The sequence below is a fragment of the Nocardia panacis genome (genome assembly GCF_003598715.1).
GTDB classification, from domain to species: domain Bacteria; phylum Actinomycetota; class Actinomycetes; order Mycobacteriales; family Mycobacteriaceae; genus Nocardia; species Nocardia panacis.
This window is the reverse complement of the sequence record NZ_QZFU01000029.1, coordinates 1-23,354: the sequence shown is the minus strand read 5'-3', so window position 1 is coordinate 23,354 and position 23,354 is coordinate 1. Positions and strand designations below refer to the sequence as shown.

Sequence of the window (23,354 nt, the reverse complement as noted above, 5' to 3'; positions counted from 1 at the left end):
GTCAGCCTCGGCCGCCTGGTCCTCGCGGGCCGGACGCGAGCCGGGCGGGTCATCGACTCTGCCCCTGCAGCGCGCCACCATATGTCCCGGCCGGTCCTCGGCCCCCGCCATAGCGAACCATGAAAGTTTTACTCATCCTGCCTGTAGAACCCACACCTTCCGCCCACATTTCCAGGGGCGGACTTGATGCGGCAAACCAACTGGGTATGGCGCTCATCACATGCCGGGCACATCGCCGTGCCCGGCAGGCAACCAATTATTCTCCGCCGAGCAGATCGGTGAGCACGGTGACCGGCACGCCCGTTTCGACGGAGGCCACCTCGGGACCATCGAGCACGATCGCCTGCAAATCCGCCAGCGCCGCCAGATCCACCTCGGCCAGAGCCGCCGCGTCGATGACCAGATGACTGACCCATTCGTCGACGAGCGCCGCCGTCAGCTCGCGTGTGGGATCTGTCACCAGCACCGCCGCCGCGCCATTCGCGCCTGCCACCACCAATTCGACGACGCAGGCGACCGAATCCGCCGAACCGAGCCGGTAGGTGCGCGATTCGAAGGTCAGCCCGGTGCGGGCGCGGAACCTGTCCGCCGCCGCGGCCAACCCGTCGTAGCTGAGCGTCACCGCACCGACGAAGGCCGGATCGGCACCGCGCAGCGCGCGGGTGCGATGGGCGTAGGTGACCGGACGCGGGGATTCCGCATCGATCTCCGCGCGCACCGCCGCCTCGTCCAACGCCAGCCAATCCAACTCGCCGACCGGCATCGCACCCGACTCCGTCAGACCCACCTTGAGCTCCAGACCGACCGGCGCACCGCCCACCGAGGGCACCACGGCCGCGCCTGCCTTGAGCACCGCCCAGACGGCGACGGCCTGTTCTACACCGCGCGCCAACTGCACCGCGACACCGGCGCCCGGCCCGCAGCCGCGCCCGATCAGCACCCGCGCCAATTGCGAAGAGCGGGCGTCGAGTTCGCGATAGGTCAGCGCATCCTCGCCGAAGGCGAGCGCCGGACCGTCCGGGTCGTCCTCCACGGCCGCACCCAAAGCCTGTGGGAGCGCGGTGCCCGCGGTATTCGACGCCGCCTCCGTATCCACCGCCGAGGCGCCGCTCACCCGCTCGCGCTCGGCGGCGTCGAGGATATCGATATCGCCGACGCGCACCAGCGGATCGGCGGCCACCGCCATAAGCACCCGCAGGAACCGGCGACCGAACGCCTGCACCGTCGCCTCGTCGAAAAGATCGGTGGCATAGGTGAAAGCGGTGCGCAACTCCCCCACCGAACCATCGGCCGCCACCTGCGGCAACACATTGACCTGCAGGTCGAACTTGGCCGCGATCGCGCCCGCGTCGAGTCCGGCGACCGTGAGTCCGGGCAGCTCCAACTCGGGCTGCTCATTGTTCTGGAAGGACAGCACCACCGCGAACAGCGGATTGTGCGCGGTGGCGCGACCCGGCGCGAGGACCTCCACCACCCGCTCGAACGGAATATCGGCATTGGCGAAGGCATTCAGGTCCGCCTCGCGCGCCCTGTCCACCAATTCGCTGAAGCTCGCCGCGCCCTCGACCCTGGTGCGCAGCACCAGCGTATTGACGAACATGCCGACCAGATCGTCGAGCGCGCGCTCGCCGCGACCCGCGATCGGTGTGCCGACGGCGATATCGGCGCGACCCGACAACCGCGCCAACAGCACCGCCAGCGCCGCGTGCACCACCATGAACAGCGTCGAGTTGTGTTGGCGGGCCAGGCGGATCAGCGCCTCGTGCACCTCGGCCGGAATCGGCAGCTCGGTCACCGCGCCGCGCATGGACGGAGCGGCGGGACGCGGCCGATCCGTCGGCAGCTCCAATTCGCCCGACAGTCCGGCCAATTGCTCGCGCCAGTACGAAAGCTGCTTGGCCGCTATCGAATCCGGCTCGTCATCGGTGCCGATCACGGCCCGCTGCCACAGCGCGAAATCGGCGTACTGCACCTGAAGCGGCGACCAGCGCGGCGAATTGCCGCCGACGCGAGCCAGATACGCCGTCATCAGATCGCGCGCGAGCGGGGCGACGGAGGCGCCGTCGCCGCCGATGTGGTGCACCACCATGGCGAGCAGATGTTCGTCGGGAGACACCTCCAGCAGCAGTGCGCGCACCGGAACCTGCTGGGTCACATCGAATCCGGCACCCATCATGGTGGTGACCCTGACTACCGGATCGGCCTCGGTGGCGACCTCGAGCCCGCCGGGCATCGCCTCCGACACCGACAGGATCTCCTGGTACGGCAGCCCGCCGGGACCGTCGGACGGGTAGCGGGTGCGCAGCGATTCGTGCCGCTCCACCACATCGGCGACGGCCGTGCGCAGCGCGGAGACATCCAGCGCGCCCGTCAACCGGATGGCCAGCGGGATGTTGTAGGCCGGTGAGGCCGGATCGAATTGGTTGAGCACCCACATGCGCTGCTGGGCCAGCGACAGCGGCACCCGCTCGGGCCGGATCGCGCGCTCCAGCGGCGCCCGCGCCGCACCGCCCGATCCCGGCACCACGCGCGCCGACAACGCGACCACCGTGGGGGCCTCGAACAGCTCGCGCACCGCCAGATTCGCCTGCAGCGCCTCATTGATGCGCGCCACGATGCGGGTGGCCAGCAGCGAATTGCCGCCGAGGGCGAAGAAATCGTCGTCGAGACCGATCCGCGCGCCGCCGAGCAGCCCGGAGTAGACCTCGGCCACCGCCCGCTGCACCGACGTCTCCGGCGCGCGATAGGCCACCCCGGAAGCGAATTCCGGTGCGGGCAGGGCCTTTCGGTCCAGTTTGCCGTTCGGCGTCAACGGCAGCGCCGCCAACGCGACGATCGCGTCGGGCACCATGTAGCCGGTCAGGAATTCGCCGACCTGATCGCGCAGCGCGTTCGGGTCGAGCACCGCGCCCGCCTCGGGCACCACATAGCCGATGAGACGGTCGCCCGCCTGCTCGTCGGCGCGAACGGTGACCACGGCCCGCGCCACACCCGCGCAACGCAGCAGGGCCGACTCGACCTCGCCGAGCTCGATCCGGAAACCGCGCAACTGCACCTGCTGATCGCCGCGACCCGCGTACTCCAGATTGGCGCGACCGCCGACGCCCGCCCAGCGCCCGATATCGCCGCTGCGGTACATCCGCGCACCCGGCGCACCGTGCGGATTGGCCACGAAGCGGGTGGCGGTCAACCCCGGCCTGCCCAGATAACCGCGCGAAAGTTGCGCGCCCGCCACATGAATCTCGCCCGCGACGCCGACCGGAGCCGGATTCAGGCGCGCGTCGAGGACATAGGACTCCAGACCCGGCAGCGCGCGACCGATGACGCTCGCGGCATTGTCGACCATCTGCTGATCCAGCGACAGGAACGACACATGCACCGTGGTCTCGGTGATGCCGTACATATTCACCAGCCACGGCGCGTCCACGGCGTGCCGTTCATACCAGCGACCCAACTGCCGCAGATCCAGCGCCTCACCGCCGAAGACCACGTAGCGCAGCGCGAACTTGCCCTGATCCGAGGCGGCGCGATCCGCCTCGGCCAATTGGTAGAACGCCGACGGCGTTTGGTTGAGCACCGTGACCTGTTCGCGAATCAGCAACTCGCGCAACTGCTCCGGCGAACGGGAGGTCAGATAGTCGACCACCACCACGGTGCCGCCGTTGGCCAGCGCGCACCACAGCTCCCACACCGAGAAATCGAAGGCGAAGGAGTGGAACAGCGTCCACACATCGGTCTCGTCGAATTCGAAGAGCAGCTGGGTATTTCCGAACAGCTCCACCACATTGCGGTGCGCGACGCCGACGCCCTTGGGCACGCCCGTCGAACCGGAGGTGTAGATGACGTAGGCAAGATTGTCCGGGCGCAGCGGGGCGAGCCGCTCCCGATCGGTGACCCGTGCGTCGGAGAATCCGTCCGTCTCCTCCAGCAGCACCACCGGAATATCGCCCGAAGGCACCGCATCCCGCTCCGCCGCCGTGGTGAGCAGGCAGATGGGGGCGGCATCGGCGAGCATGAACTCCAAACGCCGCACCGGATACGTCGCATCGATCGGCAAATACGCCGCACCACTGAGCAACACCGCCAACAACGCGACCGGCAACTCCTCCGTCCGCGAAACCGACACCGCCACCAACGATTCCGGACCAGCACCCTGCGAGATCAGCGCCCGCGCCACCCGGCTCGCCCTGCTGTGCAGTTCGGCGAAACTCAACTCGGTCTCCCCGGCCCGCACCGCTACCGCGGCGGGCCGCCGACGCGCCTGCGTGGCCAGCAGGTCGACCAGGGTGACGGGCGGAATCTGCGCACCGGCGCTGTTCCACTCGTGCAGCACCAGGTCGCGCTCGCCGGGCGCGAGCACATCGATCTCGCCGACGACCACGGCGGAATCGGCGGCCACCGCCGCCAGCACCCGGCCGAAACGGTCGGCGAAATCGCGCACCGTCGGCTCGTCGAACAGATCGGTGGCATAGGTGAAGGCGGCGGCGATGCCCTGCGGCGCGCCGTGCACATCGATATCCTCGACCAGCGCCAACTGGAGATCGAACTTGGCCAGCGGCACGGCCAACTCCACACCCGCCACCGACAGTCCGGGCAGCTCGATCTCGGCGCGAGCCAGATTCTGGAAGGTCAGCATCACCTGGAACAGCGGATGCCGGGCCGCCGAACGCGCCGGATCCAGCAGCTCCACCAGGCGCTCGAATGGCACGTCGGCATGACCGAAGGCGTCGATATCGGTCTTGCGCACCCGGCGCAGCAGCTCGTCGAAGCTCACGCCGGGATCGATATCCTCGCGCAGCACCAGGGTATTGACGAACATGCCGACCAGATCGTCCAACGCCTCTTCGCCGCGGCCTGCCACCGGAGTGCCGACGGCGATATCGCGGGTGCCCGACAGCCGGGCCAGCAGCACCGCCAGTGCGGCGTGCACGACCATGAACAGCGTCGAATTATGCCGGTGCGCCAGCTTGTTCAGCGCGGCATGCACCCTGGTGTCGATGCGGAAATCATGCGTCGCACCTCGATAGGAGGCCGCAGCGGGACGCGGCCGATCGGTGGGCAGCTCCAATTGTTCCGGCAGCGCGGCCAATTGCGCACGCCAGAACGAGATCTGCTGGGACAGCACCGAATCCGCATCGTCCTCGGCGCCGAGCACCTCGCGCTGCCACAGCGCGTAATCGGCGTACTGCACCGCCAGCGGCGGCCACTCCGGCGCATTGCCGTGAATGCGCTCCATATAGGAGGCCATCAGGTCGCGGGTGAGCGGACCCATCGAGAAGCCGTCGCCCGCGATGTGGTGCACCACGCAGATCAGCACATGTTCGGTGGGTCCGAGTTCGAGCAGCCGCACCCGCACCGGGGGCGCGATCGTGACATCGAAACCTGCGAGGACGGTGTCGGCCACCAACTCCGGCACCCGCGCCTCTTCGACCTGCTCCAGGACGAACTCAGGGACCGCCCTGCCCTCGGAGATCGGCAGCACCTGCTGGTAGCCCGCGCCATCGAGATCCGGGTAGATGGTGCGCAGCACCTCGTGGCGCTCGGCCAGATCGCGCACCGCCGCCCGCAGCGCGGGCAGATCCAGCTTGCCCGACAGCCGCACGGCCACCGGAATGTTGTTGACACCGCTGGCCGGATCGAAGCGGTTGAGGAACCACATGCGCTGCTGGGCATAGGACAGCGGGATGCGCTCGGGCCGCACCTGCGGCCGCAGCGCCTGCCCGGCCGCCGAACCCGCGTGCTGCTCCACCCGCTCGGCCAGCGATGCCACCGTGGTGGCATCGAAGAGCAACTGCACCGGCACCCGGACCTCCAGCGCCGAACCGATGCGCGCGGCCGCCTGCGCGGCCAACAGCGAATTACCGCCCAGCTCGAAGAAATCGTCGTCCGCGCCGACCCGCGCGTCCTCGACACCGACCAGCAGCAGCGCCGCGAACACGTCGGCGACGATCTCCTCCACCGGAGTGGACGGCGCGCGGAACTGCTTGGCGGCGAAGACGGGTTCGGGCAGCGCCGGACGATCCAGCTTGCCCACCGGGGTCAGCGGAATCTCGTCCAGGACCATGATCACGGCCGGAATCATGTACGCGGGCAGCGATTCCCCGATGAAATCGGCCAGCTCGCCGGTATCCACCGTCGCGCCCGCGCGCGGCAGCACATACGAGACCAGGGCCGTCGCACCCGAAGGCATGGCCTTGCCCAGCGTCGCGGCGTAGTCGATATCCGGGTGATTGGTCAGCGCGTTATCGATCTCGCCCAGCTCGATGCGGAAACCGCGGATCTTGACCTGGAAGTCGGAGCGGCCCAGATACTCGATGGTGCCGTCGGATTCGTTGCGGCGCACCAGGTCACCGGTGCGGTAGAGCCGCCCGCCCGCCGGGTTGCCCGCATCCGCGCCGAACGGGCTGGCCACGAATCGACCCGAGGTGAGGCTCGGACGATTCAAATAGCCCTGCGCCAGCGCGACACCCGCGAGATACAACTCGCCCACCACACCCGCGGGCACCGGACGCAGCCGCGAATCCAACACGAACGCACCGATACCCGTGATGGCCGTACCGATATCGATCGCGGCGCCCGGCCGCAGCGGCACACTCGTGGTGGCCGCGATCGTGGCCTCGGTGGGACCGTAGGTGTTGTAGAAGCGCCGCTCGCCGCCCCAACGGGCGACCAGTTCCGGACCGAAGCGGTCGCCGATCACCGCGACCACCTCGAGTTCGGTCAAACCCGTCGGATCCACCGACTCCAGCGCGCCGGGGGTGATGATCATGTGGGTGACCCGCTCGCGCCCGAGCAACTCCGCCAGCTCATAACCGCCGAACACCTTCGCGGGCGCGACCACCAGCGTCGCACCGGTGGAGAAGCACAGCATCAACTCCAGCACCGACACATCGAAGTTCGGGGAGCAGATGTGCATGAAGCGCGAGTCGGCCGTCACGTCGTAGCGCTCGCGCTCCGAACCGACCAGCGCCGCCAGACCGGAATGCGGGACCACGACACCCTTCGGGCGCCCGGTGGACCCGGAGGTGTAGATCACATAGGCCGGATGGCGCTCGTCGAGCGGACGCACCCGGTCGGTGTAGGAAATGGGATGGGCCGGGTGCGCCTCGATCCGCGCCGCCTGCACCGGATCGTCCAATTCCATCCAGTACAGCGCGCTGCCGAGCGCGGCGCGATGCGCCGAGGTGGTCAGGCCGAGCACCGCGCCGGAATCGGTCACCATATGCGCGATCCGGTCCGCCGGATAGCTCGGATCCACCGGCACATAGGCCGCGCCGGTCTTCGCGATCGACCACACCGCCAGCACCGACTCGATCGAACGCGCGATGCCGATGGCCACCACATCGCCGGGGCCGACGCCGCGTTCGATCAGTTCACGGGCAACCCTGGACGATGCCTCGTCCAGTTCCTGATAGCTCAGCTCGCGCTGATCCTCCGGCGCGCCGGTGGGATTGAAGCGGATGGCGGGTCGCTCGGCCATCGCCTCCACGGCCGCGGTGAGCAACTGGCCGAACAGGAGACTGCTCGACCGGCGACGACGGGTACCACGAGCAGACCGGCGGGCGGTATCCATTCGAAAACATTCACCTCTCGCATCGAACCGGGATGCACGGCCAACGCAACGTCAGACCCCCTCCAAAGCTCCGAAAAGGGCATCGGCGTTCTGTCGTGCCGAAGTGGCCGCGCGGTCCGAGCAATTACACAGTGTAGGTGGGCGGCGCGACGCATCCACATCCTTCCTACTAATCGGTAGGGGAGGCCCCCCGCGCGCATGCCACCCGGCTTCAGGTGCATCGAACAGTGTCGACGGTATGTTACGCGGGCGCCCGCTGCGCCGCATCACCTTTCATGCCGAGAGGCTATGACAAGGTCGAATAGTGGTTCCGCCCAGCAACAGTCCGTTCGGTCCTCGCTTCGGTTTCGGTTCTCGCCGCGGACTACAGCCAACCGCGCCGCGTCGCCTGCACCCCCGCCTGAAAACGGGTGCTGGCCCCCAACCGCTCCAACAGCCGCGCAGTGCGCCGCACCACAGTGCGCCGCGACATACCCAGCCGACGCGCGATGGTGTCGTCGGTGGCCCCCAAACCCATCAGGGTGAGGATGGCCCGATCCCGCTCGTCGAGCGCCTCGGCGGTGGGATTCACCGAAATCGGCGCGGCCAGCGACCACAGCACATCGAAGGTCTTCACCAGCAGATCCAACGCCGAGGAACCCATGATGCGCAGACCCATGGGATCGGGACGACGTTCGTCCACGTGCAGCACCAGACTGGCCCGCTCGTCATCGCTGATGATCAGTTTGAACGGCGGCTCCGGCAACGTACGCGCCTGCGCCCCACTGGCATTGGTCGCCAACGCGTGCCGCAATCGCTCGGCGTCCTGATAAATCGTGTCCTGGTAGAGGGTTTGGTACCTGATACCCGATCCGAGCCGAGATCGCTTGAGCAGGAACAGTTGTCGCTCCCGCTCCAGATCGCTCAGATAGGGTCCCCGTTCGATCAGCTTGACGGTGCTGCGCGCAGCCGTCTGCATCTCTTCGAAATCGGCCAGCATCTCGAGGCGTTCGAAGACCGGAACCACCGCGCCACTGCTGCGCGGAGACCGCCGCACCGAGCGGAACGTCTCGCTGAGACGTGCTGCCGCCGTGTGCATTTGGTTGATCTCATACTGTCTGCGCCGGGCCTCGGCTTCGGACAGCGATTCCGGTGCATGCGCATCCCATACCGCCGCGCCCTCGGGGGTGCCGATGCGCACGGCCGCTTGCAGCTCGACGAGCACGTCGAGACTCGCCGCAGCCGTCTCGGTGGAAACGCCCAGATACTGCGCGATTTCGGTCAAACTCGATCGCGGATGGTGCACCAGCACGGCATAGGCACGCCCGTGCGGTGATCCAGCCTCGAATATATCGCCCAGCTCGGTCACCTGCCTGAGCCTAACGACCGATAGGTCGTTGCGTGGGGGATCAGTGCTGCGACGGACCCCATTGCATCGGAACACCCTTCGCGGCCAGCCACGGATAGGGGTCGATCTTGGCGCCGGCGGCATCCCAGATCTCCAGGTGCAAGTGCGGACCCGTGGAATTGCCCCGATTACCCACCGTCGCAATGACATCGCCGGTATTGACCCGCTGACCCTGATGGACGAAGAACTCGTTCACATGGCCGTAAACCGCTGTGGTGCCGTCATCTTGGGCGATACGCACCCAAAGACCGAAGCCGGAAGCCGGACCCGCCTCGATGACCGTGCCACCGCTGACGGAGTGAATCGGGGCGCCGATCTGATCGGCGAAATCCAGGCCGTAGTGGAATTCGCCCCAGCGCGAACCGAATCCGGAGCTGATCTCCCCCGCGACCGGGCGCACCGCCTGCTGCGGAGCCATCTGACGCTGCAGCCCCTTGATGACCTCTTCGGCCTGCGCGAGCGGACCGGCCACCTCGGGCGGCAGATTCTGCAAGCCGAACGGCGCGGCCACCGGGGCCGGGGCGGGCGCCTGCGACACCTCTTCGGCGACCTGGGCGACCGGCGCGGCGGCGGGGGTGGTTTGCACCACCTGGTCGACCTTGGTCTGGAGTTTGATGGCGCCCGCCTTGTCGACATGCTGCGCGCCCGGCAGCGTCGGAGCGGCGGCGGCCATTTGAGTGGCGGTGCCGACCAGCGCGCCGGTGGCGACCGCGACACTGGCGACCAAGCGCACCCGGCCCGCGGTGGCGACCTCGGCGCGGTGCCGCGTCGGGCGCGGCGCTGCGGCCTGGCAACCCGCCGCGCCCTCGCCGAGAAGGCTCGCGACGGTCACGGAACTGGGTCCTACTCGGTGCTGCGGCAAAGCTCTGTCCTAGCGTCGGGTAACAGGCTGCGATGTCGGTCGATATAACGATTCGGCATCCGTCGTGACGGGAACTCTACCCCGCCGTGACCATTCCGCAACCTTCGAGGAAAACGACGCAGGTGAGAGCGGGATCACAGGCCCGTTCGGACGAGACTGAACCCATGCTCCTCGACCATTTGCGCGTCCCGATCGTTCTCGCCCCGATGGCGGGCGGCCCTTCCACACCCGAACTCACCGCCGCCGTGACCGCGGCGGGCGGATTCGGCACGCTCGCCGCCGGATATCTCTCCGCCGAGGCCACCGCCACCCGGATCGCGGCCACCCGCACGCTGACCGACGGCCCGTTCGGCGTCAATCTCTTCGCACCCGGCACCCCGACCGACCCGGCCGACTACACCCCCTACGTGGCTCGATTGAGCCGCGAATTCGAAGTCGGCACACCGAAATTCGACACCGACGACTGGGCCGCCAAACTGGATCTGCTGGTCGCCGCGCCGGTCGCGGTGGTGACCTGCGCCTTCGGCTGTCCGACCGCCGAGGAGGTGGCGCGACTGCACGCGGTCGGCACCGAATTCTGGGTGACGGTCACCTCCGTCGACGAGGCGCGCCGGGCCGCGGCGGCGGGCGCGGACGCACTGATCGCCCAGGGCGCGGAGGCGGGCGGGCATCGCGCGAGCTTCGTCGACCGCGGCGCCGACGATGCGGTCGATCCGCCGACCCTGCTCACCCTGCTCCAACTCCTGCGCGCCGCAACGGATCTGCCGCTGGTGGCGGCGGGTGGACTCAGCACCGGAGCGGCCATCGCCGCCGCGCTCGCACTCGGCGCGCGGGCCGCCCAGGTGGGCACCGCCTTCCTGCGCTGTCCGGAGGCCGGCACCAACCCGGTGCACCGCGCCGCGCTCGGCGCGGCGACCCCGACCATGTTGACCCGCGCCTTCACCGGCAGGCGCGCGCGCGGATTGCGGAATCGATTCATGGACGACCACAGCGCCGACGCGCCCGCCGCCTATCCCGAAATCCATTACGCGACAGCGCCGCTGCGGGCCGCCGCACGCGCGGCGGGCAATCCGGACGCGGTGAATCTATGGGCAGGTCAAGCACATTCGGTGACCTGCGAGCTACCGGCAGGCGAACTGGTCGCCGCACTGGCCGCCGCCGCGAAAACCGCACTGGGCACCGCACTTTCGGGGCCGATTCAGGGTTGTTGACAACGAATATCGTTTAAGATTGAGGGGCTTCGTTTCAGTAATCGACCATCTGTCACCGACCCTGATCAGAGGAGCGCGCATATGTCCCTCGATGTTCCCGCCGCACTATTGGAACGCGCCGAGCGCGGTGAGGTGGACGACGCCGAATTCGTCGAGTGCGTCCGCAACTCGCTGCCCTACGCCTACGAGGTGGTCAGCCGGGTAGCAGGCGACCTGCGATCCGGCACGGCCGAATTCGCCGACAATGTGGTGCCGCCGCCGGACGAGGTGGCCCGCGGACAACTGCTGCGGGCCATGGCCTCCGACGCCATCCGCGGCGGACTGGAGCGCCACTTCGGGGTGAAGCTGGCCTTCCAGAACTGCCACCGGGTGGCGGCCTTCCCGCTCGCGGCCGTCGGCGGGGATACCTACAGCACCTTCATCGGCACCCGCGCGCAGTTGCTGAATCAGAGCCCGGAATTGCGCAACTGCTGAGTCGGTCCCGCACCCGGCGCGCGCCGCCTCGGCCGCGCCGGGTTTTCGCATGTACACGACCGATTCGCCCCGATCGGACAGCCAACTGATGGCACCCGCCCGCCGGCCGGGCGACACCGGCAAAGTTAAGGCGGATTCGCCGTAGGAATATCCCTACCCGCCACCGTTGGGTAGCATCGCCGATGTGATGCGGACCATGCTACGACCCGGCCCATATGCGGGTTTGTCATGCGCGACGCGCACCACACCGACACCGATCCCGCCGACGATCGACACGTGGTGAACGATGCCGTCCATTCCGCTCCTCGCCTCCGCGCCGCACTCCCAGTTGGTCGATGCCCGCATCGCCTCGCGGCACAGAGCACAAGCGGCCGCCGCGCCGGGCCGCGTGCCCGGCGCGGCCTCCTCCGCGAAAGCCACCGTTTAACAAAGGAGTTTGGCGATGTTGAGCACCATGCAGGACGAGCAGCTATCGCTCGCCACATTGCTGCGCTACGCATCCACGTTCGTCGGCGATGCCACCGTCTCGACCTGGACCGGTGACGGCGTGCGCACCATGACCTACCGCGAGGTCGGAGCCGACGCGGGCAGGCTGGCCAACGCCCTGCGCCGCCTCGACATCGGCATCGGCGACCGAGTGGCCACCTTCATGTGGAACAACAACGAGCACCTCGTCGCCTACATCGCCGTGCCCGCGATGGGCGCGGTCCTGCACGCGCTCAATATCCGCCTGTTCCCGGATCAGCTCGTCTACGTCGCCAACCACGCCGAGGACCAGGTGATCCTGGTCGACGGATCGCTGCTCCCGCTGCTCGCCCCGCAACTGCCGCGCATGACGACCGTGCGCCATGTGATCGTGGTCAATGGCGACCCCGCCGCGCTCACCGCGCCGGAAGGCGTCCAGGTGCATGCCTACGCCGACCTGATCGCCGCCGAGTCCGACAACTTCGACTTCCCCGTCATCGACGAGAAGTCCGCCGCCGCCATGTGCTACACCTCCGGCACCACCGGCGACCCCAAAGGCGTCGTCTACTCGCACCGCTCCAACTGGCTGCACGCCATGCAGGTCACCAGCCCCAACGGCATGGGCCTCTACAACAGCGACACCATCCTGACCATCGTCCCCCTCTTCCACGCCAATGCCTGGGGCCTGCCCTACGCGGCGCTCATGGCGGGCGCGAATCTGCTGATGCCCGACCGCTTCCTGCAGCCGGACCCGCTGCTCGCGGCCATGGCCGACCAGAAACCCACCTTCGCCGCCGCCGTGCCCACCATCTGGGGCGGCGTGCTGGCCGCCCTCGCCGCGAAGCCCCAGGATCTCACCCATCTGCGGATGGTGGTCGTCGGCGGTGCCGCCGTACCGCCCGCCATGATGCGCGCCTTCCAGGAGGAGCACGGTGTGCGCGTCGTGCACGCCTGGGGTATGACCGAAACCTCCCCGCTCGGCAGCGTCTCGCATCCGCCCGCCGGACTTTCCGAGGATGACGAGTGGGCCTACCGGTTCACGCAGGGCCGCTTCCCGGCAGGCGTGCAGGCCAGGCTGGTCGCCGACGACGGCAGCGTCGTCGCCAATGACGGAGTCGGCTTGGGCGAGTTGGAAGTTCGCGGCCCGTGGATCACCGGCTCCTACTACTCCCCCGACGGCACGCAGGTCGACCCGGACAAATTCGACGACGGCTGGCTGCGCACCGGCGATGTCGGCAAGATCAGCCCCAATGGCTATCTCACCCTGGTCGATCGCTCCAAGGATGTGATCAAGTCCGGCGGCGAGTGGATCTCCTCGGTGGATCTCGAGAACGCGGTCATGGGGCATCCGGCGGTGGCCGAGGCCGCCGTCATCGGCGTGCCCGACGAGAAATGGGACGAGCGCCCGCTGGTGGCCATCGTGCTGGCCGAAGGCGCGACGGCCAAACCCGAGGACCTGCGCGAATACCTCGCGAGCAGCTTCGCGAAATGGCAACTGCCCGAACGCTGGACCTTCATCGAAGAGGTCCCCAAGACCAGCGTCGGCAAATTCGACAAGAAGCGGCTGCGCTCCGCGTACGCCGAAGGTGAGCTGACGGTCACCAAGCTGGACTGAACTTCAGCGGATCCGGATCGTTCGGACGATCCGGATCCGCGCACCGTCGGTCGTGGACGGCGATGAGCCGCCGCGTCACCTCGCACGCCGACCCGCAGGCGGGCTTCCCGACGAATCCGACTCCGACCAACCTGGCCGAAAATATTGATCCGGTGGCCGGTTACCTCTCCTGACCTGCGTATGTTCGCCGTAGTCTTGGCCGATGACCTCGCCGTCGCTACTGATCATCGGAGCCGGATTCGCCGGGCTCGGGTTGGCGCTGGAATTGCGCCGCAACGGGTTCGACAACTTCATCATCCTGGAGCGCGCCGCCGACCTCGGCGGCGTGTGGCGCGACAACACCTACCCCGGCGCGGCCTGCGATGTGCCCTCACCGCTGTACTCGTGGTCGTTCGAACCGAAATCCGATTGGCCGCGCCGATTCTCCGAACAGGCCGATATCCACGCGTACCTGCGCGAAGTGGCGGACCGGTACGAGCTGACGCGCTTCATACGCTTCGACACCGAGGTCACCGACGCCGAATTCGACGAGAACACCGGACGCTGGCGGGTCACCACCGCCGACGGCGCGAATCTCGGTGCGGACCTGCTGATTCCGGCCGTCGGCCAGCTGTCGCGGCCCGCCATGCCGAATCTGCCCGGTATCGAGACCTTCACCGGCGCGGCCTTCCACTCCGCCCGCTGGAACCACGAAATCGACCTGACCGGCAAACGAGTCGCGTGCATCGGCACCGGAGCCAGTGCGATCCAATACCTTCCGCGCATCCAGCCGAAAGTGGCCCACCTGACGCTGTTTCAGCGCACCGCCGCCTGGGTGCTGCCCAAACCCGACACCGAATACACGGCCGTCCACCACACACTGTTCAAACACTTCCCGCCGAGCCGACTGGCCGAGCGCTTCGCCGTATGGGCCTTCTTCGAGGTAATGGCGTTGGGGCTCACCGACATTCCCGCCATCAAGGCACCCGTCGTGGCCCTCGCCGACTGGCATCGCGCCCGACAGGTATCCGATCCGACGCTGCGCGCCAAGCTGACACCCGACTATGCGGCAGGCTGCAAACGGGCACTGTTCTCCAACGACTACTTCCCGGCGCTGACCCAACCCAACGTCGACGTCGAGACCACTCCCATCGCGGCCGTCACCCCGCACGGCATCCGGACCGCGGACGGTGTCGAACACCCCGTCGACGTCATCATCTACGGCACCGGATTCAAAGGCGCCGAATTCCTCGCACCCATGAACATCTACGGCCGGGGCGGACGGAAACTGGCCGATATCTGGGCCGACTCCGGAGCCCGCGCCTACCTCGGGCTCTCGGTCCCCGAATTTCCCAATCTGTTCCTCATGTACGGGCCGAACACCAATGTCGGCTCCGGATCCATCGTCTACATGCTCGAATCGCAGGCCCGCTACATCCGACAGGTCGTCGAACACCTGACCGACCGACCCGGCCGGGCCTTGGCCGCCCGACCCGACGCCGAACAGCGCTGGGACCACTGGCTGCGCAGCAGGCTCGAGGACACCCCGTGGAATTTCTGCACCAGTTGGTACCGCGACGCGGCCGGTCGAATCACCAACAACTGGCCGGGTGCGACGGTCCTCTACCGGTGGAAGACAAGAGCTTTCACCGCGGGCGACTACGTGCCGACGCAGGCCGCGGCGCGGCAGCACGCAACACGCTGACCACCCATTTCGTCCGATCCCAGTACGCTGGACACCGTTCGAACGACCGGGAAGAGGTGCGAACGGTGTTGATCACACTCCTCATCGTGGTGGTCGTGGTGGTGGCCGCGCTCATCGTGGTGCAGTCACGCCAGACCAAGAAACGCGCGGAACTCGCGCTGGCCGACGCGCTGGCCGACGCCCGCCAGGTCAACGAGCGGCTCGGCGGCCAGATCTACGGCCTCACCGGCAGCAACGACGCCGCCAAACAGGCGCTGGCCGACGCCTCCGAACGCAATATCGCCGCAGGCTCCCAACTCGAGCAGGCCCGCACCCCCGCCCAGGCCAAACTCGCCAAGCAGACCGCGCTCGAAGGGCTCTATTACATTCGCGCCGCCCGCACCGCCATGGGCATGGACCCCGGTCCCGAGATCCCGGCACTGGACGGCCAAAACACCGCGGGCAATGTCACCGAAGACCGCACCATCGACTACGACGGCCGCCAGATCGCCGCCTCCCCCAACCCCTCCGCGGGCACCCCCAACTACTACCCCGGCGGCCGCGTCGCAGGCCGTCCCGTCCCGGCGGGCTGGTACTCCGAACCCTGGTGGAAACCCGCCCTCATCGGCGGAGCCTGGGGCCTCGGCTCCGCCCTCCTGTTCTCCTCCCTCTTCTCCGGCATGGAAGGTGTCCACTACGGCGCCCAAGGTTTCGAAAGCGGCTACGGCGACGGTTACCAGGACGGCCTGGCCGCCGCCACCGACCCCGGCTACGACCAGGGCTCCTACGACTCCGGCGGTTTCGACTCGGGCGGCTACGACTCCGGCGGATACGACGGCGGCAGCTACGACTCGGGCGGTTTCGACTCCGGCGGTTTCGACGGCGGCGGCGACTTCTGATTCCAATCGGCCGCCCACCAATGCGGCTCAACCGCCCGACACCCGGTAGACTCCACAACGTCCCAAGGTAGGTGCCCAGCACCCACCAGCCTTCGTAGCTCAGGGGATAGAGCAACCCTCTCCTAAAGGGTAGGTCGCAGGTTCGATTCCTGCCGAGGGCACTCCACTCGTAGGCGACCCATGCTCGCGGGGGGCGCTCGCCGGGCTCGTTTCGTCATTTCTTGTGGGGGTGCAACCCCCACACCCTGCCCGGCGGGCTTCGCCCCCGGACCCCCAACCCGGCTCGGCCGCGCGGGTCCTGTTCGCGGAGGGCGTTCGTTGGGCTCGGTTCATCATTTGTCGTGGAGGTGCAACCCCCAGCGCCCGCCCGGCGGGCTTCGCCCCCGGACCCCCAACCCGGCCCGGCCGCGCGGGTCCTGTTCGCGGAGGGCGCTCGTTGGGCTCGGTTCATCATTTGTCGTGGAGGTGCAACCCCCAGCGCCCGCCCGGCGGGCTTCGCCCCCGGACCCCCAACCCACTGGCGGCGTGGATGTTGCTGTCAGCTAGCACGCCAGCACAGCGCACTTATTGGGATGGAGGCAGTTCGGCTCCCCCCTGGCCGAAGCTTGTGGAGGGGTGTATCTCATCGTCGAATAGGGCAGCAGCACAACATGTTCCATGCCGCGCTTCGCCAGGTGCGACACGGGACTCCCGTCGTCGGATTGGCATCCTGCTTGGCCTGTTCGGAGGCGAGAGTTTTGTCCAGCAACGCTTCGGCCTGCGTGAGATCTCCGGACACTGACCCCAATGGATGCCGTGGCCGCCCGCCGAGTCAGGTCGTGATCGCGGTCAGCGCACGAGCGTAGAGGTCGGCGATGTCCGCGCGGCCGTCCGCGACCACCCAGGCGCGAGTGGCCGCGTCGACACAGGCGAAGACGGTGGCGATGAGGGCGCGGGGGCGCGGGTCGGCGGGGTCGGACGCGGCCATCCGCTCCGCGATCACCGGTACCAGATCTTCCTGCCAGCGGAGCCTTTTCGTCACGTATGCGGCATACAGCGAGGGTGTCGCGAAGATCAGCCGCGACAGCCGCAGGGCCTCCGCAGCCGAGTGGTTGGCGGTCAGAATGACGGCGAACCCGGCTTCCAGCGCACTCTGTGGCGAGACATCACCGGGTTGGGATTCGACAGCGGCCCGCAGCAACCGGCCGAGCGCCTCCTGGTCGCCGCAGACCAGGTCCTCCTTGGCACCGAAATACCGGAACAGCGAGCGCTCGGAAACACCTGCGGCCCTGGCGATCTGCGCGATCGTAGTGGCCTCGTAGCCCTGCTCCTCGAACAGGCGGATCGCCGTGTCGAGGATCTCCCGCACCGCCAGCTGCCGCGAGCGCTCCCACAGGGTCGGCTCCTTGATCCGCTTGTTCACGCCCTCAGGATAGTCGGACACCGCCCATTTGGCAGTTAGGCAATATCTGGCAGTGTCTGACAGATTGACATAGTCTGACAGCAGACCTTTCGGCACAGGAGGATTCGATGACCGCAATCGACTACCACGGACGCACCACCCTGATCACCGGAGCCAGCGCAGGCATCGGCACCCAGTTCGCGCGCCAACTCGCCGCACGCGGGTCCGACCTGGTCCTGGTGGCACGCCGCGCAGAGCGGCTGAAATCCCTTGCCGCAGAACTCGAAACCACGCACGGCGTCACCGCGCACCCGCTGCCGTTCGACCTGTCCGAACCCGATGTCGGCCCCGAACTCGCCGCGGCCGTCGCGACCCGCGGGCTGCACGTCACCGGAGTGATCAACAACGCCGGGTTCGGCACCTTCGGCCCGTTCCACGCCGAAGACCCAACCCGGTTGCGTCAGGAGATCGCCCTCGACATCACGGCCGTCGTCGACATCAGCCACGCCTTCCTCCCACAGTTGCGCGCGGCGGAGACCGGCGTGCTGGTCAATGTCGCCAGCATGGCCGCCTACCAGCCCACACCGCGCATGGCGGTCTACGGAGCGTCGAAGGCATTCGTGCTCAGCTTCACCGAAGCCCTGTGGGCCGAATCGCGCGGCACCGGCCTGCGTGTGCTGGCAGTCTCCCCTGGAGCCACCGAGACCGAGTTCTTCGACGTCGCGGGCACTCGGGCCGCGGCGGGCGGTACCCGCACCGCATCACCGGCGCAGGTCGTCGCGGCAGCACTCGCCGCGCTCGACCGCAGAAACCCGCCACCGAGCGTCGTATCGGGCCGCGGCAACCGCATCACTGTCGCGCTGTCGCGCCGGCTCACCACCCGCCGCCAGATGCTCACGGTGATGGACCGCATGACGCGACCGAATACCTGAACATCGAGAAAGCGGCGTTGACGTTCCGCGGCAAGGGGTGGTCAGCGGCGACGTAGTGCCCGGTCGAGTAGTGCGGGTGGGGTGTCGTTCTTTTCTTGTGGGGCCAGGTCGGTGCCGGGGGTGACGATCGCGTCGATCGCGTCGAGTACGTCGGCGGAGAGCACGGTGTCGGCGGCGGCTAGTTGCGAGTGCAGGTGGTTCAGTGTGCGGGGGCCGATGAGGGCGCTGGTCACGGCCGGATGCGCGGTCACGAATCCGAGCGCCAACTGGATCATGGTCAGGCCCGCTTCGTCGGCGAGCTCAGCCAGTTGCTCGACGGCATCCAGCTTGGCCCTGTTCGCGGGGATGGCGGTGTCGAAGCGTTGCGGCATGAATGTGGAGCGGCTGGTGGTGATGTCTCGGCCCGCGCGGATCGCGCCCGACAGCCAGCCCGAAGCCAGCGGGCTCCACACCAGCACGCCGAGTCCGTATTGCTCGGCTACCGGCAGAACGTGGGTTTCGATCCCGCGCTGCAGGATCGAGTAGCTGGGCTGCTCGGTGACGTAACGGCTCAGGTGGTATTCGCGGGCGGCCCACTGGGCCTGCACGATGCGGTATGCGGGGAACGTCGAGGAGCCGAAGTATCGAATCTTTCCCGCGCGCTGCAGGTCGGTCAATGCCGACAGGGTCTCCTCGTCGCTGGTGTTCGGGTCCCATCGGTGAATCTGGTAGAGATCGACGTGATCGACACCGAGGCGGCGCAGACTGTTGTCGAGTTCGGTGACCAGCCAGCGGCGCGAACTGCCCTGATGGTTACGGTTCTCGCCCATCGGCAGGCTCGCCTTCGTGGCCAGCACTATGTCTTCGCGGCGGCCTGCGATGGCCTTGCCGACCATCTGCTCGGACTCGCCGCCGCTGTACGCGTCGGCGGTGTCGATGAGGTTGATGCCTGCCTCGAGAGCGGCATCGACGATGGCGGTGACGTCGTCCTGTGTGGTGCGCCCGATCTTGCCGAAGTTCATCGCGCCGAGCGCTAGGGAACTGACCTGTACACCGGTGCGGCCCAAGGTGCGGTACTGCATGACCGTGTTCCTCCATTGCGAATAAAGCGGGAGAGCAGCACATGGATTGGTTATCGACCCCTGCTCTGACATCATGAGCAAGCGGAACCATGTCCCATTTACGATACGGAACATTGTCCCGCTTATCAATCTCGGCAACGGAGGTGGCGGACGCGGTGAACAACAGCGACCGAGACACAGGGCACGCGACTCGACCCAAGCGAGCGGACGCTCGCCGCAACGCGGAAACACTGCTCGACGCGGCCGCCGCGATCTTCGTGAAATCAGGAGTGGAAGCGCCGGTACGCGACATCGCGGCCAAGGCCGGTGTCGGAACGGCCACCATCTACCGCCACTTCCCCACACGGGCGGATCTGATCATCGCCGTCTACCGACACCAGGTCGACGCCTGCGCCGAGGCAGGCCCGGCCCTGCTGGCGACCAGCCCCACACCGCATATCGCCCTGGGACGATGGGTCGACCTCTTCGTCGACTTCCTGGTCACCAAGCATGGTCTCGCGGCCGCACTGCAAACCGACAACCCCGGCTTCGAAACCCTGCACGACTATTTCCTGGACCGTCTCCTACCGGTGTGCACCCAACTCCTCGACGCCGCCACCGCCTCCGGTGAGATCCGCCCCGACCTCAACGCCTACCAACTCATGCGCGGCGTCGGAAACCTCTGCATAGGCGCCGACAACGACCCACGCTACGACGCACGCCACCTGGTCGAACTCCTCGTCGCAGGACTACGTCGACCGCGCTGACCGTCAGGTCACGGCTCCCCGAGCCGCCCATTGTCTCGGCGCCATTCGGCGATACCAACCCGTGGCCAGGTGGATTACCCGCTCACCATCAGGATGGGACGTGACGGTAGGTTGTCGGTTTTCCGCGACCACCTTCCTGCACAACGAGGTTCGACGCGCGCAATGCCCGCAGTGCCTTCCGGATGTTCGGTGCCGACAAGTCGAGACTTGATTCGAGTTCCTGGACAGTAATCGACCCGGCAGCCAATGCGTCGTAGATCTTCTGCTCGGTCACATTGAGTTTCGGTGTTCGGACCGGCTCGCGCGCAGAATGGTAGAGCACGGCGGTGAATCTGATTCCGGCGTCGACATAGTGGGCGGGCGGCAGAGTTGCTCGTTCCAGCGACTCGGCCACGATGGGTAGACCGGTTGCCAATGCCTCGATGACCCGTGCGCCGGTATCCGGCGAACGAACGTGTTGACAGATCGCGACCAGTCGGGCGTTGCGCGCCGAAGTCACCGCGTCGCGGCCGAGCCGATCCACCGTAATGCCATACAGGCCACCGGGATTGGTTATCACCAAGCGGTCCCGTCGTAGGCGGACTTCTATGGCCATTCCCGTCGACCAGTGATCCAGATCCCGATGGACCAACGCGTTGCCGATCAACTCGCGAAATGCGACCAGTGGATACTCCATTCGGTCGTGAACCGTGCCGTCGGCGGCAGTCGCGATCGATGTCGCGAAGGTGCGTCGCGCCCAAGACAGCGCTTCATCGAGCATCCGGGGTATGGGACCCGTGATCGTCGCCTGATTGCGTGCCCGGATTTCCGCGGGATCACCCGGCTGCGGCTCCGCCGATATCTGAATCACGAACCGCGGAAACCATTGCTGTGGATGGACACCCATCGCCAGAATTCCGGCCACGGTGGGGCGATGATCCGAATCGAGGACGCCCGCACGCAGCAACAACTCTCCGTCGTCGGCGAATCTCCCGAGTCCACGAGGATCACGCTCCCGCACCGAGCGCAGGAACTCTCGGACCAGATCGGAATCCAGGTCCGTCTGGTTCGCGCCCACCACCGGCGCCCGATCGAACAGCGGTGGGCATCTCGACGTCAGAAACGCCTGCTCCTCCAACTCCGACATCGGGAAGTCGCCGTCATAGCTGCGCAGGTACGCGGTCCCCGTCGCGGACACCCGACACGGCTTCGCCGAACGGTCGCATTCGTGGACGCGAACGACGATGACAGGTTCACCATCGACCGTGGCATCTTCGACGGCCATCCGGATCGGCGGCGTGAACGCGCGCGCCTTTGTTCCGAGTCCCTGTTTCAGGCAATGCGGATCACCGAGGGGTACCGGCCGGAACCCGGTTCGTTCATCGAGCCCGAGGATGATGGCGCCACCGCCCGGCAGGTTCGCCAGCGCACTCAACGTGCTGGTCAAGGACTGCGGCAGCCCGCCCGCCGCGGACTTCACCTCGACATCGATACGGTCGCCGCCCGAGGCGCGAAGGTCGGAGACAAGCTCACTGACATCGATCACACGCGAAATGTAACCACAGGGAGTTACATTTCAGAGCAAAATAGTTACATTTCACTCGGGCCACGCACCAAGCCCAAGCAGGAAGCAGTGCTCGGCTCAGCGATGCGCCACTGTCACCGGCGCGCGAGTCTCCCGATACTTCGCGTCCATGTCCGCACCGGGCGTCCCGTGGGCGGCGATCACGATCCGTCCGTTCGGGTCGCCGTAGTCGCACCGGCCGATACGACCGCCTGCGCCATCGACGATCGCCCCGCCCTCGGGGCGCGTCGTCATGAGCGGATCCGCGGGGCGAGTGTCGCGCCGATTCCGCTCATCAGCAAGGAGATTCCGGTCTCGAAACGGCGGTCGTAGTCGTGATGGTCAACGAACACCGAGGCGCCGCGGCGCTCGGCGGGTGCGGTGGTCGATTCGAAGTCGCCGCGTCCGAGTCTGATCGAGACGTGGCCGGTGACGAAGTCGTGCAGTGTGGCGTACGCGTACGCGGCCTCTTCCGCGCAGAGCCCCGCATCCCGCAGTGCCCGGACCACCCGGTGCGCGATGTCATCGGCGCCCGGCGCCTCGAGAGCGGACTGTCGGTGCGCTTCCAGCACGAGTGGATGACGCATCAGCAGATCGCGCAACGCGTAGGCGAAGGTCCGGCACATCTCCCGCCAGCCTGTCGGCCAGTCGATGGCCTTGATGGCGTCGCCCACCAGCGCCGCGACCAATTCGCGGCGCAGCGCATCGATGCCGCCGGTGGTTCTGTGCACCGACATCGGTGAGGTGCCGAGCCGATCGGCAATGGCGCGAAACGAAACCGCCTCGAGTCCGTCGTCGTCGGCGATCTGTGCGGCGACCTCGAGAATCTGCGCGGCGCTCGCCGCCCTGGGGCGGCCCGCCCTTGCATTGCCACCCGATTCGACAACCATTCCCCGACTGTATTGATACGCGTAACGAAAGGACAGGGTGCGTTCCGTGAGCATCGACTCCGACCGACTGTGCGCTCGCGGCGAAGGTCGGCGTCGTACGGGCCCGCGCCCGCCACTGGGCGATGACCTACGCCGACGCCGACATCGTGGTGACATCGACCGTCACCACACCGCCCGTGTGGATCGGAGCACTGCGCAACGACGAGGATCCCGCCGCGATGACCACATACACAGGCAACACCATCATCGCCAACCACGGGTTACCCCTCGATCAGCCTCCCGCTCGGCTGGACGGCGCAGGGAATTCCGATCGGGATCGGACTCTCGGCCCGATGGGGTTGCGACGCAACGCTTCTCGCCATCTCCGCCCAACTCGAATCCGCCATGCCATGGGTGTCGCGCCACACATTTCGCTGACCTCACGACAAATGCCATCAACCCGGCCGCGACCGGGTTTCTCGGTGGCGGCTGGGAGACACTCGACCTCCGCTCGAGATCATCGGACAACAGCCGAGGATCAGCGACCTAGGTCGTGTTTAAGAAGTAGGTCGGTGCTGGTTGCGGCGGTGTGAAACTTGTTGTTGGGCATGGTGTGTCGTTGGCTGGGAATGGGTGAGGTCTCCGGTAGATGGTTTGTTTACCAAGACGAACC

The 23,354-nt window shown here is 67.3% G+C and carries 16 protein-coding genes and 1 tRNA gene; 9 read left to right on the top strand and 8 right to left on the bottom strand.

Features of this window, described 5'->3' with window-relative positions; translation table 11 throughout:
- Positions 1-256: 256 nt before the first annotated feature.
- The 3 genes from D5S18_RS22720 to D5S18_RS22710 form a co-directional block, all read right to left on the bottom strand.
- Positions 257-7,573, bottom strand: a complete 7,317-nt coding sequence (locus D5S18_RS22720; RefSeq protein WP_120043108.1) for a non-ribosomal peptide synthetase — start codon at positions 7,571-7,573, stop codon at positions 257-259.
- A 364-nt stretch (positions 7,574-7,937) separates the two neighbouring features.
- Positions 7,938-8,921, bottom strand: a complete 984-nt coding sequence (locus D5S18_RS22715) for a helix-turn-helix domain-containing protein (protein ID WP_120043107.1) — start codon at positions 8,919-8,921, stop codon at positions 7,938-7,940.
- Positions 8,922-8,961: 40 nt separating this feature from the next.
- Positions 8,962-9,792 carry a M23 family metallopeptidase gene (locus D5S18_RS22710; protein WP_239003946.1) on the bottom strand — a complete coding sequence of 277 codons (831 nt, stop codon included), beginning with the start codon at positions 9,790-9,792 and terminating at the stop codon, positions 8,962-8,964.
- A gap of 194 nt (positions 9,793-9,986) precedes the next feature.
- Between D5S18_RS22710 and D5S18_RS22705 the strand changes: the two genes are divergently transcribed.
- From D5S18_RS22705 to D5S18_RS22680, 7 genes are all read left to right on the top strand, one after another.
- Entirely contained in the window at positions 9,987-11,033 is a 1,047-nt protein-coding gene (locus tag D5S18_RS22705) for a nitronate monooxygenase (RefSeq protein ID WP_120043106.1), read from the top strand.
- A gap of 81 nt (positions 11,034-11,114) precedes the next feature.
- Positions 11,115-11,507 carry an SCO5389 family protein gene (locus D5S18_RS22700; RefSeq protein ID WP_120043105.1) on the top strand — a complete coding sequence of 131 codons (393 nt, stop codon included), beginning with the start codon at positions 11,115-11,117 and terminating at the stop codon, positions 11,505-11,507.
- A 286-nt stretch (positions 11,508-11,793) separates the two neighbouring features.
- Complete coding sequence (locus tag D5S18_RS34975; RefSeq protein WP_158607933.1) at positions 11,794-11,934, top strand: hypothetical protein; 141 nt, start codon at positions 11,794-11,796, stop codon at positions 11,932-11,934.
- A gap of 15 nt (positions 11,935-11,949) precedes the next feature.
- The gene (locus D5S18_RS22695; RefSeq protein WP_120043104.1) at positions 11,950-13,587 is read left to right on the top strand and encodes a long-chain fatty acid--CoA ligase; all 1,638 of its coding nucleotides are present in this window, start codon (positions 11,950-11,952) and stop codon (positions 13,585-13,587) included.
- 202 nt (positions 13,588-13,789) lie between these two features.
- Positions 13,790-15,271 carry a flavin-containing monooxygenase gene (locus tag D5S18_RS22690; protein ID WP_120043103.1) on the top strand — a complete coding sequence of 494 codons (1,482 nt, stop codon included), beginning with the start codon at positions 13,790-13,792 and terminating at the stop codon, positions 15,269-15,271.
- A gap of 68 nt (positions 15,272-15,339) precedes the next feature.
- A complete protein-coding gene (locus D5S18_RS22685; protein ID WP_120043465.1) occupies positions 15,340-16,149 on the top strand; it encodes a DUF1542 domain-containing protein in 810 nt (269 codons plus the stop codon).
- An 88-nt stretch (positions 16,150-16,237) separates the two neighbouring features.
- Positions 16,238-16,310 (top strand) — tRNA-Arg (locus D5S18_RS22680).
- A 650-nt stretch (positions 16,311-16,960) separates the two neighbouring features.
- Here D5S18_RS22680 and D5S18_RS22675 read toward each other — a convergent pair.
- Positions 16,961-17,551: a TetR/AcrR family transcriptional regulator gene (locus D5S18_RS22675; protein ID WP_203236880.1), complete on the bottom strand. Its 591-nt coding sequence runs from the start codon at positions 17,549-17,551 to the stop codon at positions 16,961-16,963.
- A gap of 107 nt (positions 17,552-17,658) precedes the next feature.
- Between D5S18_RS22675 and D5S18_RS22670 the strand changes: the two genes are divergently transcribed.
- The gene (locus D5S18_RS22670; protein ID WP_120043102.1) at positions 17,659-18,462 is read left to right on the top strand and encodes an SDR family NAD(P)-dependent oxidoreductase; all 804 of its coding nucleotides are present in this window, start codon (positions 17,659-17,661) and stop codon (positions 18,460-18,462) included.
- Between the two features lie 41 nt (positions 18,463-18,503).
- On the opposite strand, the gene D5S18_RS22665 is transcribed toward D5S18_RS22670, so the two are convergent.
- Positions 18,504-19,523, bottom strand: a complete 1,020-nt coding sequence (locus tag D5S18_RS22665; protein WP_120043101.1) for an aldo/keto reductase — start codon at positions 19,521-19,523, stop codon at positions 18,504-18,506.
- A gap of 155 nt (positions 19,524-19,678) precedes the next feature.
- Here D5S18_RS22665 and D5S18_RS22660 point away from each other — a divergent pair, with 155 nt between their 5' ends.
- A complete protein-coding gene (locus D5S18_RS22660) occupies positions 19,679-20,269 on the top strand; it encodes a TetR/AcrR family transcriptional regulator (RefSeq protein WP_120043463.1) in 591 nt (196 codons plus the stop codon).
- Positions 20,270-20,357: 88 nt separating this feature from the next.
- On the opposite strand, the gene D5S18_RS22655 is transcribed toward D5S18_RS22660, so the two are convergent.
- From D5S18_RS22655 to D5S18_RS22650, 3 genes are all read right to left on the bottom strand, one after another.
- Positions 20,358-21,794, bottom strand: coding sequence for an ATP-binding protein (locus D5S18_RS22655; RefSeq protein WP_203236878.1), 1,437 nt, complete (start codon positions 21,792-21,794; stop codon positions 20,358-20,360).
- 96 nt (positions 21,795-21,890) lie between these two features.
- A complete protein-coding gene (locus D5S18_RS34970; RefSeq protein WP_158607932.1) occupies positions 21,891-22,067 on the bottom strand; it encodes a hypothetical protein in 177 nt (58 codons plus the stop codon).
- Positions 22,064-22,702 (bottom strand): TetR/AcrR family transcriptional regulator, encoded by a 639-nt coding sequence (locus D5S18_RS22650; protein WP_120043100.1) that lies wholly within the window; start codon positions 22,700-22,702, stop codon positions 22,064-22,066. The genes D5S18_RS34970 and D5S18_RS22650 overlap by 4 nt, the downstream gene beginning before the upstream one ends.
- Positions 22,703-23,354 lie beyond the last annotated feature (652 nt).

Coding starts and splice junctions, on each gene's coding strand:
- D5S18_RS22720 (WP_120043108.1), bottom strand. CDS start 7,573: ATGGATACCGCCCGCCGGTCTGCTCGTGGTACCCGTCGTCGCCGGTCG.
- D5S18_RS22705 (WP_120043106.1), top strand. CDS start 9,987: ATGCTCCTCGACCATTTGCGCGTCCCGATCGTTCTCGCCCCGATGGCG.
- D5S18_RS22700 (WP_120043105.1), top strand. CDS start 11,115: ATGTCCCTCGATGTTCCCGCCGCACTATTGGAACGCGCCGAGCGCGGT.
- D5S18_RS34975 (WP_158607933.1), top strand. CDS start 11,794: ATGCCGTCCATTCCGCTCCTCGCCTCCGCGCCGCACTCCCAGTTGGTC.
- D5S18_RS22695 (WP_120043104.1), top strand. CDS start 11,950: ATGTTGAGCACCATGCAGGACGAGCAGCTATCGCTCGCCACATTGCTG.
- D5S18_RS22690 (WP_120043103.1), top strand. CDS start 13,790: ATGACCTCGCCGTCGCTACTGATCATCGGAGCCGGATTCGCCGGGCTC.
- D5S18_RS22670 (WP_120043102.1), top strand. CDS start 17,659: ATGACCGCAATCGACTACCACGGACGCACCACCCTGATCACCGGAGCC.
- D5S18_RS22665 (WP_120043101.1), bottom strand. CDS start 19,523: ATGCAGTACCGCACCTTGGGCCGCACCGGTGTACAGGTCAGTTCCCTA.
- D5S18_RS34970 (WP_158607932.1), bottom strand. CDS start 22,067: ATGACGACGCGCCCCGAGGGCGGGGCGATCGTCGATGGCGCAGGCGGT.
- D5S18_RS22650 (WP_120043100.1), bottom strand. CDS start 22,702: ATGGTTGTCGAATCGGGTGGCAATGCAAGGGCGGGCCGCCCCAGGGCG.